The sequence below is a fragment of the Enterobacter sp. P82 genome, from assembly GCF_037053385.1.
Classification (GTDB): domain Bacteria; phylum Pseudomonadota; class Gammaproteobacteria; order Enterobacterales; family Enterobacteriaceae; genus Enterobacter.
In genome coordinates this window covers 874,831-892,121 of the sequence record NZ_JBALHX010000001.1, presented here as the reverse complement: position 1 = coordinate 892,121, position 17,291 = coordinate 874,831, and the positions used below count along the sequence as shown (strand labels likewise).

The 17,291-nt window shown below is 56.5% G+C and carries 12 protein-coding genes; 4 read left to right on the top strand and 8 right to left on the bottom strand.

Annotated features, from left to right (window positions below):
- Nucleotides 1-230: 230 nt before the first annotated feature.
- A complete protein-coding gene (locus tag WB237_RS04130; protein WP_336210594.1) occupies nt 231-1,628 on the bottom strand; it encodes a NarK family nitrate/nitrite MFS transporter in 1,398 nt (465 codons plus the stop codon).
- 309 nt (nt 1,629-1,937) lie between these two features.
- On the opposite strand from WB237_RS04130, the gene narX reads away from it, so the two are divergent.
- Nucleotides 1,938-3,734: a nitrate/nitrite two-component system sensor histidine kinase NarX gene (narX, locus tag WB237_RS04125; protein WP_336210591.1), complete on the top strand. Its 1,797-nt coding sequence runs from the start codon at nt 1,938-1,940 to the stop codon at nt 3,732-3,734.
- Nucleotides 3,727-4,377: a two-component system response regulator NarL gene (narL, locus tag WB237_RS04120; RefSeq protein WP_028018756.1), complete on the top strand. Its 651-nt coding sequence runs from the start codon at nt 3,727-3,729 to the stop codon at nt 4,375-4,377. The genes narX and narL overlap by 8 nt, the downstream gene beginning before the upstream one ends.
- Nucleotides 4,378-4,380: 3 nt before the next feature.
- On the opposite strand, the gene WB237_RS04115 is transcribed toward narL, so the two are convergent.
- The 6 genes from WB237_RS04115 to WB237_RS04090 all read right to left on the bottom strand — a co-directional run bounded on the left by WB237_RS04115 (nt 4,381) and on the right by WB237_RS04090 (nt 15,346).
- Complete coding sequence (locus WB237_RS04115; protein ID WP_336210587.1) at nt 4,381-5,787, bottom strand: YchO/YchP family invasin; 1,407 nt, start codon at nt 5,785-5,787, stop codon at nt 4,381-4,383.
- 146 nt (nt 5,788-5,933) lie between these two features.
- Entirely contained in the window at nt 5,934-8,423 is a 2,490-nt protein-coding gene (locus tag WB237_RS04110) for a nitrate reductase (protein WP_336210583.1), read from the bottom strand.
- Complete coding sequence (gene nirB, locus WB237_RS04105) at nt 8,420-12,406, bottom strand: nitrite reductase large subunit NirB (protein WP_336210581.1); 3,987 nt, start codon at nt 12,404-12,406, stop codon at nt 8,420-8,422. The genes WB237_RS04110 and nirB overlap by 4 nt, the downstream gene beginning before the upstream one ends.
- 13 nt (nt 12,407-12,419) lie before the next feature.
- Nucleotides 12,420-13,208: an ABC transporter ATP-binding protein gene (locus WB237_RS04100; protein ID WP_336210577.1), complete on the bottom strand. Its 789-nt coding sequence runs from the start codon at nt 13,206-13,208 to the stop codon at nt 12,420-12,422.
- A gap of 9 nt (nt 13,209-13,217) precedes the next feature.
- Nucleotides 13,218-14,096 (bottom strand): nitrate ABC transporter permease, encoded by an 879-nt coding sequence (ntrB, locus tag WB237_RS04095; RefSeq protein ID WP_336210574.1) that lies wholly within the window; start codon nt 14,094-14,096, stop codon nt 13,218-13,220.
- Nucleotides 14,097-14,098: 2 nt separating this feature from the next.
- The gene (locus WB237_RS04090; RefSeq protein ID WP_336210570.1) at nt 14,099-15,346 is read right to left on the bottom strand and encodes a CmpA/NrtA family ABC transporter substrate-binding protein; all 1,248 of its coding nucleotides are present in this window, start codon (nt 15,344-15,346) and stop codon (nt 14,099-14,101) included.
- Here WB237_RS04090 and WB237_RS04085 point away from each other — a divergent pair.
- The gene (locus tag WB237_RS04085) at nt 15,345-15,554 is read left to right on the top strand and encodes a ferredoxin (RefSeq protein WP_336210567.1); all 210 of its coding nucleotides are present in this window, start codon (nt 15,345-15,347) and stop codon (nt 15,552-15,554) included. The genes WB237_RS04090 and WB237_RS04085 overlap by 2 nt on opposite strands.
- 20 nt (nt 15,555-15,574) lie before the next feature.
- On the opposite strand, the gene nasR is transcribed toward WB237_RS04085, so the two are convergent.
- Nucleotides 15,575-16,759, bottom strand: a complete 1,185-nt coding sequence (gene nasR / locus WB237_RS04080) for a nitrate regulatory protein NasR (protein WP_336210565.1) — start codon at nt 16,757-16,759, stop codon at nt 15,575-15,577.
- A gap of 72 nt (nt 16,760-16,831) precedes the next feature.
- Between nasR and WB237_RS04075 the strand changes: the two genes are divergently transcribed.
- The gene (locus WB237_RS04075) at nt 16,832-17,185 is read left to right on the top strand and encodes a DsrE/DsrF/TusD sulfur relay family protein (protein ID WP_236921438.1); all 354 of its coding nucleotides are present in this window, start codon (nt 16,832-16,834) and stop codon (nt 17,183-17,185) included.
- Nucleotides 17,186-17,291 lie beyond the last annotated feature (106 nt).

The following is a 17,291-nucleotide window of genomic DNA, read 5'->3' as shown; positions in this document are numbered from 1 at the left end:
GTAGCTTTTTATTTTTCATATAATGATGATTTATATGAATATTTTTATTTTGCCGTACAAAAAGATGGAGACGATTTAACATCCCAGGTATTAAGGGGTAGAACCCCCTGCAAAGCGATGGCGATCACAGTGTTACCTGCAGATTTCCTCTGCAAACCCATCAGTATGTTGTAACTATTCACGAGCCAAAAAAAACGCGACCCGAAGGCCGCGTAAACGGATAATCAAACTTACTTATTTTTCTTAGTATTACGGCCATATACCAGCCACGTGATCACAACGCAGGCGATATAGAAGACGAGGAAGACTTTCATTGCCCCCGCCGGTGAGCCGGTCAGGTCAAGAGAGATACCGAACGCTTTCGGAATAAAGAAGCCGCCAATTGCGCCGATGGCAGAGATAAAGCCCAGCGCTGCCGCCGTGTCCGTCGCCGCTTCACGCATCGCCTGTTCTTCAGTTCCGCCCTGCGCTTTTACGCGATCCATAGTCAGTTTACGGAAGATCACGGAAATCATCTGGAAAGTAGAAGCGCTGCCCAACCCGGCTGTCAGGAACAGCACCATAAACACACCGAAGAAGGCGGTGAAGTTCCCCCCCTGTCCGTCAGTTGGCAGCGTCAGGAACAGCAGCGCACAGAAGACAGCCATCACCACAAAGTTCACCAGCGTTACGCGTGTCCCGCCCAGACGGTCAGACACCATGCCACCCAGCGATCGCGCCAGGGCACCAATAAATGGCCCAAAGAAGGCAAACTGCAGGATCTGAATTTCCGGGAACTGCGTTTTCGACAGCATGGCGAAGCCCGCAGAGAAGCCGATAAACGAACCAAACGTTGCCAGATACAGCAGCGCCATTACCCACAGATGCCCGCGCTTCAGCACCGGCAACTGCTCGCTCAGTGACGCTTTTGACGCTGACAGATCGTTCATAAAGAACCAGGCCGCCAGGGTGAAGATCACCAGGAACGGAACCCAGATCCAGGAGGCGTTTTGCAGATACAGGGAAGAGCCATCCGCTTGCTCAACGCCACCGCCGCCAAACGCTGCGAAAATGGAGACAGAGATCGCCAGCGGTGCAATCAGCTGCATCACGCTCACGCCCATGTTACCGAGACCGCCATTAATACCCAGCGCGCCGCCCTGTTTCGCTTTCGGGAAGAAGAAGCTGATGTTTGCCATACTGGAGGCGAAGTTCGCACCCGCAAAACCACACAGCAGGGAGATAATCACGAACACGCTAAACGGGGTAGACGTATCCTGCACCGCGAAACCGAGCCAGACACATGGCACGATCATGATACCGGTGCTGAATGCCGTCCAGCGACGACCACCAAACACCGGAACCATAAACGCGTAAGGCACTCGCAGCAATGCGCCGGATAAAGACGGCAGCGCGGTCAACATAAACAGCTGATCGGTTGTAAAGGTAAAACCGACTTTTGGCAGGTTTACCGCCACAGCACTAAACAACATCCAGACGCAAAACGCTAACAACAAACACGGAACGGAAATCCACAGATTCCGGCTTGCTACACGATGGCCGCGCTGTTGCCAGAACGCCGGATCCTCTGGACGCCAGTCTGTAATAACGGCACCATTTTCCCTTTCGGGAGCGGATGAGTGACTCATAGACACCTCTGATTCTCGAATGATGCTGCAAACATTAGGGTTTTAGAGCGGCGGTAAGTTGATATAAATCAAAGGAAAAGTGGGAGGATTTGCGGCGCAAAAAAAGCCCTCATCCTTAATGAGTAGGTTATTACGGTAAAAAAGATGTGGTTTTTCACGGTGCTGACGTTTCCTTGCTACCCCCACCCCCTTCCCGTTACTCCGTTGGCAATTTGGGAGTAATCCTTTATTGGTATGGGTATACTCCAGGGTATGCACCAGAATAGCGCCATTCCTGCAAGCAGGCCACGTCAGGAGCACGGCAACTCTATGTTAAAAAGATGTTTATCTCCGCTGACACTCGTGAATCAGGTCGCGCTGATCGTTTTGCTGTCCACCGCCCTCGGTGTGACGGGCATGGCGATCTCCGGCTGGCTGGTACAGGGAGTACAGGGTAACGCGCATGCCATCAATGAGGCAGGCTCGCTACGTATGCAGAGTTACCGTCTGCTGGCATCGGTTCCTCTGACGCAGGGCGAACAGCCCCTCATCGATGAAATGGAACGCACGGCGTTCAGCCCGGAACTGGAAAACGCCGCCATTCGCGCCGGTCAGCAATCTCAGCTTAAAGCACTCCAGGGCTACTGGCATACCCAACTGCAGCCGGGGCTGAAACAGGCGCGTGGTCCAGAGGCTGTTGCGCAGGACGTTGCGGGTTTCGTATCTCGCATTGATGCCCTGGTCTCCGCGTTTGACCAAACCACCGAATTGCGTATTGACCGGGTAGTGATGATGCACCGTGCAATGGCGCTGTGTATGGGGCTATTACTCATCTTCACGATTGTCTGGCTCCGTGCACGGCTGCTGAATCCCTGGAAACAGTTGCTGGCGATGGCCCGCGCGGTCACCGCAAGAGATTTTACTCAACGTACCCATATCAGCGGTCGCAATGAGATGGCGATGCTCGGCCAGGCCCTGAATACCATGTCAGCAGAACTCTCCGAAAGCTACGCTGTGCTGGAACAGCGTGTTCAGGAAAAAACGGCCGGGCTGGAGCAGAAAAACGAGATGCTCTCCTTCCTGTGGCAAGCCAACCGTCGTCTGCATATGCAGGTACCGCTCTGCGAGCGTCTCTCGCCGGTACTGAATGGCCTGCAAAATCTGACCCTGCTTCACGACCTGGAGCTGCGGGTCTACGATGTGGAAGACGAAGAAAACCATCAGGAGTTTACCTGCCAGTCCGATATGTCCTGTGATGACAAAGGTTGCCATCTTTGTCCTCGCGGCTTGCCGCCGTTGACGTCGAGTGGCACCACGCTGAAGTGGCGGTTGACGGACAACCACACCCAGTACGGTATTCTGCTGGCAACCCTGCCGGCCGGTCGTCACCTCAGCCACGACCAGCAACAGCTGGTTGATACGCTGGTTGAACAGTTGACGGCCACACTGGCACTCGACCGTCATCAGGAAAAACAGCAGCAGTTGATCGTCATGGAAGAGCGCGCAACGATCGCCCGCGAGCTTCACGACTCCATCGCCCAGTCTCTCTCCTGTATGAAAATGCAGGTGAGCTGCCTGCAAATGCAGGATACGGAGATGCCGGAAAGTAATAAACAGCTGCTGAGCCAGATCCGCAACGAGCTGAATACCTCCTGGGTGCAACTTCGTGAACTGCTGACCACTTTCCGTCTGCAGCTCACTGAACCAGGCCTGCGCCCCGCACTGGAATCCAGCTGTCAAGAATTTAGCGCCCGATTGGGGTTCCCGGTGAAACTGGATTACCAGTTACCGCCACGGTTTGTCCCGTCGCATCAGGCCATTCATTTACTGCAGATCGCCCGTGAAGCGTTGAGTAACGTGCTCAAACATTCTGGCGCAACGGCGGTAACCGTCACCGTCAGCCAGCACGCTAATCAGGTCAGGCTCACGGTTCATGATAACGGCCGCGGCGTGCCGGAAAATGCCGAACGAACTAACCACTATGGTTTAATCATCATGCGAGACCGCGCCCAAAGCCTGCGCGGTGATTGCCAGGTTCGCCGGAGAGAGACAGGTGGCACGGAAGTTGTTGTCACCTTTATTCCCGAGAAACCGCTCACAACTGCTCAAGGAGAAACCCATGACTAATCAGGAACCGGCATCAATTCTGTTGATCGACGACCATCCGATGCTGCGTACTGGCGTGAAACAGCTGGTCAGCATGGCACCCGATATCACCGTCGTAGGCGAAGCCAGCAACGGTGAACAAGGCATTGAGCTTGCCGAAGCGCTTGATCCCGATCTGATCCTGCTTGATCTCAATATGCCCGGAATGAACGGTCTGGAAACCCTCGACAAGCTGCGGGAAAAATCCCTTTCCGGTCGCGTGGTGGTTTTTAGCGTGTCGAACCATGAAGAAGATGTGGTCACAGCACTGAAGCGTGGCGCGGATGGCTATCTGCTGAAAGATATGGAGCCGGAAGATCTGCTTAAAGCGCTGCAACAGGCCGCAGCGGGTGAGATGGTGCTGAGCGAAGCATTAACGCCGGTACTGGCCGCCAGCCTGCGCGCCAACCGCGCCACCTCCGATCGCGACGTCAGTCAGTTAACGCCACGCGAGCGCGACATTCTCAAGCTGATTGCTCAGGGTCTGCCAAACAAGATGATTGCCCGCCGCCTGGATATCACCGAAAGCACAGTCAAAGTACATGTGAAGCACATGCTGAAGAAAATGAAGTTAAAATCCCGCGTTGAAGCCGCTGTGTGGGTACATCAGGAACGGATTTTTTAAGCATTACTCATCCGGCAGCAGCCTCCAGCGCGGGTCATCGTTGGGTAATGCGACCAGCGGTTGCACCACGATAAGCGTGATCTCATTGGAAGAGACGCGCTGGCCTTTCTCATCTTCTACCACTGCCGACAAGTGCCAGCGGTTAGTTGCCCCTTCCCGGCTATCCCGGGCAGGCATAATCACACTCCAGCCATCGCCGCTGTTGCTGTTCGCCGGTGATGTCAGGCTCAATGCCTGGGTATCGCCCTGCCAGTGGATCTGACGAATACCATGCGTGCTGCGAATTTGTAGCTTCAGCATCACGGTTTCGCCCCCTTTCAGATCCCACGGTGGCGTCGCCAGATACACTGATAACGTTTTGCGCTGGCGGAACTCCATAACAGGCAGGTTGTCCCGCTCCGGCGAGTCATAGCGGCTCCCGCGCAGGGAGCGCGTGGCGGCGACTTCTCCGGCAGAGATCTGCTTTATAAGCGGTACGCCGAAGCGATAGTTAAGCTTCAGTCCGAGATTATTTTGACTGACGCCACTCTCTCCCTGCTTATGAGCGGCCGTCAACGTGACCAGCGGAACAGGGGTATAGTTGAGCCCCAGATTTACCGCGACAGGGTTGTGATAGCCGGTTCCGGTATTGAACAGGTCGACGTTATCGCCAAAGTATTGCTCGAAGCTAACGCTGGTGTTCAGATGATGGAACCACGGCAACCAGGCTTTGGCGGTGACATCATACCCACGCGCCATGCGCTGCTCCTGAACGTCCGAGCTGTCACGCCAGCTGGCAAACGGCTGATAGTAATTAGCAGACAAACGCAGATTTTCGCCCCACGCTTCCGCGCCCAGCCCGGCACGCTGCAGGTTTTCATCCAGCAGGTTATCGTAAAACGTGTTGTAGCCCAGCAACCACTTGCCGGCGATCCAGCGCTGACCTACCCCGGCGTTACTGACCAGGCCATCCGTCTGCTGCGTCACGCCAAGCTGGCTCCAGCTCAGGTAACGGTTGTTATCATTCCAGGGGATAAACCAGCTCCCGCTGCTGCCGTTAAATTTACCGTCGTCATCCACCAATAAATTGACGCTGGCGTTACCCCACGGGGAGAGCCAGGATTCAATCTGCTGGTTCACTTCCCCACTCACCGCATCACGTACCTGACCAAACGCAAACTGGCGCGCCTGCTCGCCCGTGGTCAGACCGTTATCGGTCATACTGGCTTCACCAAACGCTTTTGCCATTTCGGCCAGGTGTTTTTCTCCCTCGCCAGTTGGGGGTGCCATACCGAGATCGGGCAAACTATCCCCGTTGTTATCAAAGGGATTTTCTGCCTGATGCATAAAGGAATTCGGGGCACCGTGAACGGCTCCCACCGTAAGAAGGGGGAGTAATAACAGAAAGCGAATGCAGGACGATACAGCCATCAACGTCGTAAATAAGAACCTGTGTTTATAAGGCAACGCTTTTAATGTTAACGCGATAAGTTATGAAATGCAGTCTTAGCGCAAATTTCAGGATTATCCTGAACCTGATTGTCGGGTGGCGGTTTCGCCTTACCCGACTTACAAATTCATACCCCTGACATCCCAAACAGCCCTTTCAGCTCCGGCACGCAGGAGCCGCAGTTGGTGCCACACCGTAGTTTCACCCCCAACTCTGCGACAGAGCTACACCCTCCGACAATGGCCTCCCGTATCGCATTTTCCCCGACGCAGAAACAGCTGCAGATAATGCGTCCCGGATCGACAGTCTTCCCCACACCCTCCCCGTTCAGCAATGCATGGCGCGCTGCTGGTTGCTCGGGCGGCGACTGAAAAGCGGCCTCAATCACCGGGTGTGACAGCACCGGCAATGCGGTACCTTCCCAGAACCCAAGCATGAGTTTGCCGTTATGCCAGGCCAGCACGCTGCTGCGCTCACTGGTTTGGGCGACCTGCAGTTGCCATCCTTGCCCGGTGCAGTGTGCCATCACCCATTCCAGCAGAGGGTTATCCCCAGCCACGGTCAACCGTGTGGCTTTACGCCACCAGTAGACGTAAGACGGCAGCACCGGCAGATCACGGGCATAAAGCTCCCCCTGCCACTGTGGTCGCCAGGGCATGATCCTGACAGCGGTTTGTTTACTCTCTGGCTGACCCGAGACCGGATCGCAACGCCCTTCCACCAGCACGTTAACCTTTCCCTGACGGGCAAACTGGTTATTCCAGTGCATCGGTGCAAACACCTCACCTTCCCGAATTCCGTCTTTTATCAGCACCCTGGCAACCATCACCCCACGCGGTGAACTGATTCGTGCCAACTGCCCGTCACACAGTGAAAATCGAATGGCATCTGCGGCGCAAACCTCAACAAAGGGCTCGGCAATATGCTGTATCAGTCTGGGTACATACCCCGTTCTGGTCATGGTGTGCCATTGATCGCGGATACGTCCGGTGTTGAGAATCAACGGGTAAAGAGGGCTTACCGTCGCGCCATGCGACAGGGGATCGACGGGTACAACATTTCGTTGCGAAAACAGCCCCGCAGACCACTGATAAGGCTCCATTCGATCCCACTCGTCTCGGCTTAGCGCCGCAAGTTCGTGCAAATTAAACGCCCGCGCGCCGTTATTCTCAAAGGCAGAGAGCGCAGCATGTTCGCAAAAGATCGCCTGAGGATGTTCCCAGGAAAACGCTGACCCGTAACCTAACCGTTTCGCGACCTGAGAAATTATCCACCAGTCCGGCTTTGCCTCACCCGGCGCAGGAAGAAACGCGCGCTGGCGCGAGATACGACGCTCGGAATTGGTCACCGTACCGTCTTTCTCTCCCCATCCCAGAGCAGGGAAACGAATATGGGCAAACCGACTGGTATCCGTTTCCTGCATCACTTCAGACACCATTACCAGTGGGCAGTTTGCCAGCGCCTGACACACCGCATGGCAGTCCGGCAGAGAGACGGCAGGATTCGTGCCCATGATCCAGACCGCCTTCACCTCTCCCCGGGCGATGGCGTCAAATAACTCTACTGCCATCAGGCCCGGCGTCTGCGCCAGCCTTTCCGTTCCCCAGAAACGCGCCACACGCGAAAGATCGTCCGGCTCGAAATTCATGTGTGCCGCCAGTTGATTTGCCAGCCCACCGACTTCCCGCCCGCCCATCGCATTGGGCTGCCCGGTCAACGAAAACGGACCGCAGCCCGGACGGGCAAACTTCCCGCTGGCGAGATGGACATTAATGATGGCATTGCATTTGTCGCTGCCGCTGGAGGACTGGTTGATCCCCATGGTGTAAAGCGTGATAGCCCGCGGAGCAGTTACAAACCAGTCGTAAAAGCGCCCTGTATCCTCTGTCGAGAGACCGCAGAACTCCGCTACACGGGTAATTGGCCATGCGTCAGTTCCCTGAATAACATTGAGTAAACCGACAAACAACCCGGCATCACTGCCGGGTGCGAGTGCCAGGTGTAAATCCGCAATATCACAGGTGGCTGTTTTGCGCGGATCAATCACCACCACTTTCAACTCAGGATTGTTGCGTCGCGCATGTACTAACCGTTGATACAACACCGGATGCGTCCATGCGGCGTTCGACCCGACCAATACCACCAGATCGCTGTTTTCCACATCCTCGTAGCTGCACGGAACCACATCCTCACCAAACGCGCGTTTGTAGCCCGTCACCGCCGACGACATGCAGAGTCGGGAGTTGGTATCAATATTGGCCGCGCCGATAAACCCTTTCATCAGCTTGTTGGCGACATAATAGTCCTCGGTAAGCAATTGACCCGACGCGTAAAACGCCACCGCCTGTGGCCCCCAGGTGTCGATGATCGCCCGCAACCGCTCGCCTGCCGTGCTTAACGCTTGCGACCAGAGCACCACCTGGCCGTCAACCTCCGGGCGAAGCAGCCGCCCCTGCAGCCCTGTGGTTTCACCTAATGCCGAACCTTTCACGCACAGGCGGCCAAAATTGGCGGGATGGTTGTCATCCCCATGCACGGTGACCTTTTCGCCTTCGACCCTGGCGATTACGCCACAGCCTACCCCGCAGTACGGACACGTTGTTCGGGTTTCATTCATGAGGCCTCCGCACGTAAAAGCAGCGCATCATTCCCGACCCATACCTTGCCGTTTTCAATTTTCACCGGCCAAGCACGAACCGCTGGTTCGCCGTTATCAACCTGGCACCCATCACGCAGACGAATGCGGTGTTTATAGAGTGGAGAGACGACTACAGGCTCACCCGCCGCATCCCCCAGAATGCCGCGTGAAAGCACATTTGCACTGCTGCCTGGCTCCAGATCGTCGAGGGCGTAAACAGACTGACCAAAGCGGAACAGCGCGATCGCTTTGCGTCCCAGACGCGCACCAATACCTGCCTGATCAGGGATATCGTCGATACCACAAATTTCCTGCCAGCGTTTGCTTTGATCCTCTGCGGCGTCGTTCACTGCGGTGCGGAACAGCGCCAGACGGTTTGGATCGTTAAGCGTGGTTTGCCATTCGCACTGGTAGGTCTCCACAACACGGGCCATCTCCTGCTCCAGCTCGTGGGCAATGCCCAGGCTGTCATTGAGGATCACCTCACGCAGATAGTCGAGACCGCCCTCCAGGTTGTCCATCCAGGTGCTGGTACGCTGCAAACGGTCCGCCGTACGGATATAAAACATCAGGAAACGATCAACCGTGCGAATCAGCGTTTCATCGTCCAGATCGCTGGCAAAGAGATCTGCATGGCGCGGTTTCATGCCGCCGTTACCGCACAGATAGAGGTTCCAGCCTTTGTCGGTAGCAATCACCCCAACATCTTTGCTCTGCGCCTCGGCGCACTCACGGGTACAGCCAGACACCGCCATTTTGATTTTGTGCGGCGCGCGCAGGCCTTTGTAACGGTGCTCCAGTTTCACCGCGAGCCTGGTGGAATCCTGCACGCCGTAACGACACCAGGTTGACCCGACGCAGGATTTCACCGTGCGCAGTGATTTGCCGTAGGCATGCCCGGTTTCAAATCCAGCATTCACCAGCGCCTGCCAGATCTCCGGCAACTGCTCGAGCGTAGCGCCAAACAGGTCAATACGTTGCCCGCCAGTAATTTTGCTGTACAACTGATAACGTTTGGCAATCTGGCCGATGGCGATCAGCCCGTCAGCGGTCACTTCTCCTGCCGGCATCCGCGGTACGATGGAGTAAGTTCCATCTTTTTGAATGTTGGCAAAATAACGGTCATTGGTATCCTGCAGTGGCAGATGCGCCGGTTTCAGCAGATATTCGTTCCAGCAGGACGCCAGTACAGAGCCCACCAGCGGCTTACAGATTTCACACCCGTGACCTTGTCCGTAACGGCCAATCAGCTGATCGAACGTGTGAATATGGTTAACACGTACCAGGTGGTAAATCTCCTGGCGCGAGTACGGGAAGTGTTCGCAGATATCCTTTTTCACCTCCACCCCCTGCTCAGCAAGCTGGTACTCCATCACCTGTTTGACCAGCGCACTACAGCCGCCGCAGCCGGTCGCCGCTTTCGTGCACTGCTTGATGGCCCCGATATCCGTCGCACCGGCGTTCACAGCCTGGCAGATATCGCCTTTGCTGACGTTATGACAGGAGCATATCTGCGCACTTTCCGGCAGCGCCGCCACGCCGAGTGCTTTCGGCGCACTGCCCGCCACGGTGGGTAAAATCAACGTCTCTGGCTCTTTCGGCAGGACTATCCCGTTGAGCATCATCTGCACCAGCGTGGAGTATTCGCTGGCATCGCCCACCAGCACGCCACCTAACAGCGTTTTGCTGTCATGGCTGACCACGATTTTTTTGTAGACCTGCTGCGGACCGTGCGTCCACTGATAGCTCAACGCACCCGGCGTCCGGCCATGCGCATCGCCAAACGATGCCACATCCACGCCAAGCAGTTTCAGTTTGGTGCTCATATCAGCCCCGGTAAATGATTTTTCCTCCCCCGCCAGCGTCGCCGCCGCAATGCGCGCCATCTGATATCCAGGAGCCACCAGACCGAAAATTTTCCCTTCCCACAGGGCACATTCCCCAATCGCAAACACGTCTTTGTCGGAGGTCTGACAGTGGGTATCAATGCAAATCCCGCCGCGTTCGCCAATGGTTAGCCCACTGCTGCGAGCCAGTGCATCCTGCGGGCGGATCCCGGCAGAAAAGACCACCATATCGGTTTCCAGCTGTTCACCGTCGGCGAAGCGCAATACCATCCCGGTATCTGTCGGCGCAATTTCGGTGGTTGCTTTACTGGTATGGACACCTACGCCGAGCGCTTCAATTTTTTTACGCAGCATTGCCGCACCGTCGTTGTCGAGCTGTACCGCCATCAGATTCGGCGCAAACTCCACCACGTGGGTTTCCAGCCCGAGCTGTTTAAGGGCATTCGCCGCCTCCAGCCCCAGCAGGCCTCCACCAATCACCACACCGCGGCGCGAACCCGCCGCATGGGCCGCAATGTTGTCCAGATCATCAAGGGTACGGTAAACAAAGCAACCCGGCAGCGTGTTGCCCGGCACCGGCGGGACAAACGGATACGAACCCGTTGCCAGAACCAGTTTGTCCCAGTGGGTTTCGTGTCCGCTGGCGGTACGAACCACATGCGCGTCCCGGTCGATATCGACAATTTGCCGGGACAGACGCAGCTCAATACCGTGTTCAGCAAAAAAATCCCCTGCCACCAGTGAGAGCGACTCTGCGCTACGCCCGCCAAAATACTCGGACAGATGCACCCGGTCGTAGGCGGCATAGCGCTCTTCCCCAAAGACGATAATCTGGTATTGCTGGTGTAAATTGCGGTTAACACATTCTTCGAGAAAATGGTGGCCGACCATACCGTGTCCAACTACTCCCAGAGTAGGTTTTGTCATAACATTCCGTCCTGCAACCTGTGGCTGCGTAGTGAATCGTTCGAACAGCCAGTCCGCGTGAGCAGGAGCCGCCGTTGCCAGTAAATCGGTAAATATTGCCGCGCTGCGGCAGTCGCCCATCAGCAGCACACCAGCCAGCGCCCCCTGATGGATCAGTAAACGTCGATAGTGACGGGACAGCGGATCCCATGCGCTCCAGACGACATCGCCCTCCTGCTCCGCCGCACGACCAAGGCTGAACAGCTCCACGCCGGTCACCTTGAGGCGCATGCCGTTGTCGGTCCGGGCAAATGGCGCGGTGACGTCGCCGGTCAGTCGGGCGGCAAGCATATCCGCCTGCGCCAGACAGGGGGCGACCAGGCCAAACGTCTGACCGTCAATTTCACAACACTCGCCAATGGCGTAGACGTTCAGCTCAGAGGTTTGCATCTGGTGATCCACCACGATGCCGCGCTTGCAGCGAATGCCGCTGGCCTGCGCCAGCGCGATGTTGGGCTGTACGCCGGTTGCCAGTACCACGCGCGTGGCGGCGATGCTGCGCCCGTTGAGCAACGTCACGCTATTTCCGCTTATCGCTGCGATGCCGGAGGTAAGCTCACAACGCACACCCCGCGCCGCCAGCGCCTCTTCCAGCAGCATTCCCGCCTGCCGATCCAACTGCTGCTCCATCAGCCACGGACCGCGATGAACAAGAGTGACGTTGTCACCTTTACGTGCCAGTGCTGCCGCCGTCTCAACCCCGAGTACGCCGCCCCCCAGTACCACCGCCGGGCCAGCGATCGCCTGAATAGCCCGGGTATCTGCCAGGGTACGGAACGTGAACACATACGGTGCATCGCCGCCGGGGATTGGCGGAACAAAGGGCGTTGATCCGGTGGCAAACACCAGCGCATCCCAACCCAGCGTGCGGGCGGCAGTTTGCACTTCCCGCGTGTCGACGTTCACGGCGATCGCCTTTTCGTTCCGCAGCACCGTCACGCCGCGCTGCTGGTACCAGTCGTCATCCTGAAGACAGATACCCGCAGCCGTTTTTTCACCACCCAGCACCGGCGAAAGCTGGATGCGGTTATAGGCATGCTCTGGCTCATCGCCAAATACGGTGATAGCGAAACGACCTGGCGCACGCTCAGTCAGCGAGGCAATCAGCCGCGTTGCTGCCATCCCATTGCCGATAATGATCAGTCGCATCGTCGCCGCTCCTTCACGCCGCTTTGGGCTGCTTTTCATAGAGGAAATGCAGGATCTGCTGACGCATATGGTGATAGCGACTGTCGTCAGCCAGGTGAACCCGATTGCGCGGACGCGGCAGATCAACGTGCAAGATTTCACCGACGGTGGCCGCCGGGCCGTTAGTCATCATCAATACCCGGTCTGAAAGCAGCACGGCTTCGTCCACGTCATGCGTGATGAGCACAATGGTGGTGTTGAGTGCCTGCTGGATCTGCATCACTGAATCCTGCAGATGGGCCCGGGTGAGCGCATCCAGTGCGCCGAACGGTTCATCCATCAGCAAGACTTTGGGTTTCATCGCCAGCGCCCGGGCGATACCCACGCGCTGTTTCATACCGCCGGAAATTTCCCCCGGTCGTTTATGCAGGGCGTGCCCCATCTGCACGCGATCAAGGTTGTGCTCAATCCACTCTTTGCGCTCGGCCTTGCTCATGGTGCGACGAAACATTTGATCCACTGCCAGCGCGACGTTGTCGAAACAGGTCAACCACGGCAGCAGGGAATGGTTCTGGAAGACAACCGCACGCTCCGGCCCTGGCCCGGCAATCTCCCGGTTATCACAGATCAACCCGCCTTCGGTGGGCAACGTGATCCCGGCGATAAGATTCAGCAGCGTCGATTTACCGCAACCGGAGTGACCAATCAGGCTCACGGTTTCGCCTTCGTGAATATCAAAAGAGACGTTTTGCAGCGCCAGAAACTCACCGCTGGCGGTGGAAAAACGCTGACTAACAGCCTGGACCTGAATTAAAGGTTTCATCTTCGCTCCTTATTTTTCCTGCCAGCTAAAGCGACGGGCGATCAGCATCAACCCCTGCTCCAGCAGCAACCCGACCACGCCAATGATGACAATGGCGATGAGAATGTTTTCAACGTTGAGGTTGTTCCACTCGTTCCAGATCCAGAAGCCAATCCCTAAGCCTCCGGTCAGCATCTCGGCGGCGACAATCACCAGCCAGGCAATGCCGATAGAAAGGCGTACCCCGGTCAACACAGCGGGCAGCACGGCCGGGAAGAGAATGCGGCGCATGATGGTCCACTCGGAAAGTTGCAGCACTCGGGCGACGTTGAGGTAGTCCTGGGGAATACGGCGCACGCCTTCGGCAGTGTTAATCACCATCGGCCAGATGGAGCAGATAAAAATGGTCCAGCTCGATGCAGGCTCGGCTTTCTGGAACAACAGCAGACCGATTGGCAGCCACGCCAGCGGGCTGACCGGGCGCAACAGTGCAATCAGCGGCGTAAACATGCGCGAGAAAAAGGTGAAACGACCGATCAGGAAGCCCAGCGGAATACCCGCCAGCGCCGCGAGGCTAAAGCCCACCGCCACGCGCTGCAAAGACGCGAGTACGTTCCAGCCGATGCCCATATCGTTAGGCCCGTCACGGTAAAACGGATCGGCAAACAGCGTGATTGCTGAATCCAGCGTGCTGAGCGGTGTCGGGAACCCCTTACTGTTAATCGCAGCCAGTTGCCAGAGCACCACCAGTAGCCCCAGCCCGAGTAGTGCCGGGATGAGGCGCTGTAAAAGGCCGTTGATCCGCCGGGAAAATGACGGTGGACGGCGGCGAACCTGCACCGGAGGCAGAGTAATCACTTCCCCGCTCTCCGGTATCGCTTGTGATTTCGTCTTTTGCAGATGCTGCATAATCAAGCCCCTTTACGGTGAATAGCGAAGCGGTTGGCGTAACCTTCCGGGTCGGTACCGTTCCAGACGGTGCCGTCCATCAGGGTGCTGCTGCGAACAGGTGATGATGGTGCAGAGATCCCGCCCACGGCCGTGGCGGCGTCCTGCCAGACCGAGGTCTGATTAATGCGTGCGGCAATGGCCGCGTAGTCCGGTGCGGTTTTGAGTAATCCCCAACGGCGGAACTGGGTTAAGAACCACATACCGTCTGACAGATACGGATAGCTGACCGCCCCGTCATTGAAGAAGCGGAGTGGGTTGGCATCCTGCCAACGCTTGCCAATGCCGTTGTCGTATTCGCCGAGCATTCTCCCGGTGAGGTACTGCTCTTTGGTGTTAAGCCAGGCCCGACGCGAGAGGATCTGCGCGGTTTCACGTTTGTTTTCCGGTGAGGCGCCTATCCAGCGAGAAGCCTCCAGTACGGCACTCACCAGCGCACGGGCGGTATTGGGGTTTTTCTCAACCCAGTCCCGGCGCGTGCCGAGGATTTTTTCGGGGTGATCGGCCCAGATCGACTGCGACGTTGCGGCGGTAAAACCGATGCGGTCGTTGATGGCCCGCGCATTCCACGGCTCACCGACGCAAAAGCCGACCATGTTGCCAATGCGCATATTCATCACCATTTGCGGTGGCGGTACGACCACGGTACGGACATCGTCGAACGGATGAATGCCTGCACTGGCCAGCCAATAGTAGAGCCACATGGCGTGGGTCCCGGTCGGGAAAGTGTGCGCGAAGGTGTACGTCCCCGGAGCCTGCTTCCCGATGTGTTTTTTCAATCCGTCAAGATCACGCACGCCCTTGTCGGCCAGATCGCTGGAAAGCGTAATGGCCTGTCCGTTCTGATTAAGCGTCATCAGGTTCGCCATTTGCTGTGGCTTTCCGGCGATCCCCAATTCCAGCCCGTACAGCAGGCCATACAGAATGTGTGCAGCATCCAGTTCTCCCGCGACCAGTTTGTCGCGCACCGCTGCCCAGCTCGCTTCCTTGGTGGGGACAATGGTGATGCCGTATTTTTTATCAAAGCCTTTCAGGGCCGCGATAACCACCGGAGCACAGTCAGTCAGCGGGATAAACCCAATGCGCACTGTTTCCTGCTCCGGTTTATCCGAACCCGCCGCCCATGCACCCTGCATGACACCCGGTAACAGCATCGCCCCACTCGCCAGCATGCTGGCCTGCAAAAACCGCCGTCTCGACAAATCCGCCATGACCACTCCTGAAAAAAAACCAAAAAAAAGCGCCCGACAGTGCCGAAGCACCGTTGGACGCCTTTATCCCGAAGACGGATGCACCGCCGTTGGCGCATCGTCAAAAATGGTTAATCAAGTAATGCAAAGTGAATGCCAGGTTTTAATGCCTGATTTTCGCGGTGATGAGCAGGATCTCCTCATGTTCACGCACCTCAATCAGGCATAAAATGCCCACTGATTGTGCAACTACTCCTTTGGTGTTACCTGCCACAAACTCTTCACCGTGAGCAGCGCGCGGGCGATATCCACCATGCGTTGGTTCTTGTCCATCGCCATTTTGCGCAGCGCCGTCCAGGCCTGCTCTTCACTCATATTCTGGTGGGTCATCAGTACGCTTTTCGCTTTATCAATGGTTTTACGTTCTTCAAGCGTATCGCGCAGCGACGCGAGCTGACGGGAGAGTTGTTCTATCTCGCGAGCCTGCTGGCGAACCAAAGTCAGCAGCGGTTTATCCGGGTAATGCGCCAGCAGATCGTCCTGCTCATCGGCAGGCAATGCATAGTCATCGTCATGATGGATACGTTCGTCCACTGCGACTATCAGGTCAGCGATGATTATCTCCTCCAGCGCGCGAAGATGTTCAAGGCGTGCAGTTTGCAGAGCAAACCAGGTCAGTGCAGTATGACCGTTGTCTGCAGCAGGCTGGCGGGTACAGGCCACGCGCCTCAGTTGCTCTGTTTCGCGATCGGGCTGGCAGTTCAGGGAAAAGGTTGTCTGTACGTCCGCGTGGCTGTGTGAGAGAAAAATGTCAAAACAGGCCTGTTGTCCGTCGATACGGTCAACCAGTCTCTGGCGGGTCACATCATCGAAAAAACCCTGTGTAAAGCCAATAGCCCCCAGGGCCCGCTCTTGTCCCGCCAGCTCTTTGCCCTGCATCAGGCTATAAAGAGCAACAAAACGGCCTGCGATTTGCGGATCGTCAATGCTGTCATTAAGTTGCGGCACGATACAGAGCAGATGGCGAAGCATGCGGCAGTAATGTTCCATCGCCTGCGGCGCCGTAATGGTTTGCTGGACAACAGCATCACGCAGGACGGAAAGCGTATCCAGACTTCGCAGGGCCCCACCGATACGTTCGCAGACGGCACTTCCCGGGATCGGAGATTGTTTTTCAAGAATGCCATAAAGTGCAGCAAGGTATTCATCCACCAGCGCCCGGCTGGCTTTGCATTCTGGCGCGTAGAGCTTACCCTGTGAGCAGAGCCAGACATTGGATGCCCCGCGCTCGCACTGGAGCATGTGCACTAGGTGGCTAATACCATGCACCAGCACCCCCAGCTGTGCCAGCTTGCTGAGCTGCTCCCGGCGCATCGCTCGTGCGCGCTGGAGCCATTCGGTTGCACCTGGCGAACTGCCAGCCATTAATGTCATGCTTACTCTCCCCGGACAACAAACCTCGGGAATCTAAGCAATATTCGTGCCTTTTTATGAACAGGAGTTAACATGCAGAAGATAGTGATCATCGCCAACGGTGCGGCTTACGGCAGCGAATCCCTTTTTAACAGCCTGCGTCTGGCTATCGCACTCCGCGATAAAGAGAGCGAACTGGAGTTACGGCTCTTTTTAATGTCAGACGCGGTCACTGCCGGGCTAAAGGGGCAGAAACCCGCAGAAGGCTACAACATCCAGCAAATGCTGGAGATCCTCACCGCGCAAAATGTGCCGGTAAAACTGTGCAAGACCTGCACCGACGGGCGTGGCATTACCGGGCTGCCGCTAATTGATGGCGTAGAAATTGGTACGCTGGTCGAACTGGCCGAATGGACTCTGCGCGCAGATAAAGTATTAACTTTTTGATAATAAATCCGTAAAAATATTATTTTCTTATGGACGCGGTTTCAGCATCAAGTTTACCTGCGAGATTGCCGATAGGCATGGAAACAACACAGCAGGTATTTCACTT

Coding starts and splice junctions, on each gene's coding strand:
- WB237_RS04130 (WP_336210594.1), bottom strand. CDS start 1,628: ATGAGTCACTCATCCGCTCCCGAAAGGGAAAATGGTGCCGTTATTACA.
- narX (WP_336210591.1), top strand. CDS start 1,938: ATGTTAAAAAGATGTTTATCTCCGCTGACACTCGTGAATCAGGTCGCG.
- narL (WP_028018756.1), top strand. CDS start 3,727: ATGACTAATCAGGAACCGGCATCAATTCTGTTGATCGACGACCATCCG.
- WB237_RS04115 (WP_336210587.1), bottom strand. CDS start 5,787: ATGGCTGTATCGTCCTGCATTCGCTTTCTGTTATTACTCCCCCTTCTT.
- WB237_RS04110 (WP_336210583.1), bottom strand. CDS start 8,423: ATGAATGAAACCCGAACAACGTGTCCGTACTGCGGGGTAGGCTGTGGC.
- nirB (WP_336210581.1), bottom strand. CDS start 12,406: ATGCGACTGATCATTATCGGCAATGGGATGGCAGCAACGCGGCTGATT.
- WB237_RS04100 (WP_336210577.1), bottom strand. CDS start 13,208: ATGAAACCTTTAATTCAGGTCCAGGCTGTTAGTCAGCGTTTTTCCACC.
- ntrB (WP_336210574.1), bottom strand. CDS start 14,096: ATGCAGCATCTGCAAAAGACGAAATCACAAGCGATACCGGAGAGCGGG.
- WB237_RS04085 (WP_336210567.1), top strand. CDS start 15,345: ATGACCACTCCTGAAAAAAAACCAAAAAAAAGCGCCCGACAGTGCCGA.
- WB237_RS04090 (WP_336210570.1), bottom strand. CDS start 15,346: ATGGCGGATTTGTCGAGACGGCGGTTTTTGCAGGCCAGCATGCTGGCG.
- nasR (WP_336210565.1), bottom strand. CDS start 16,759: ATGACATTAATGGCTGGCAGTTCGCCAGGTGCAACCGAATGGCTCCAG.
- WB237_RS04075 (WP_236921438.1), top strand. CDS start 16,832: ATGCAGAAGATAGTGATCATCGCCAACGGTGCGGCTTACGGCAGCGAA.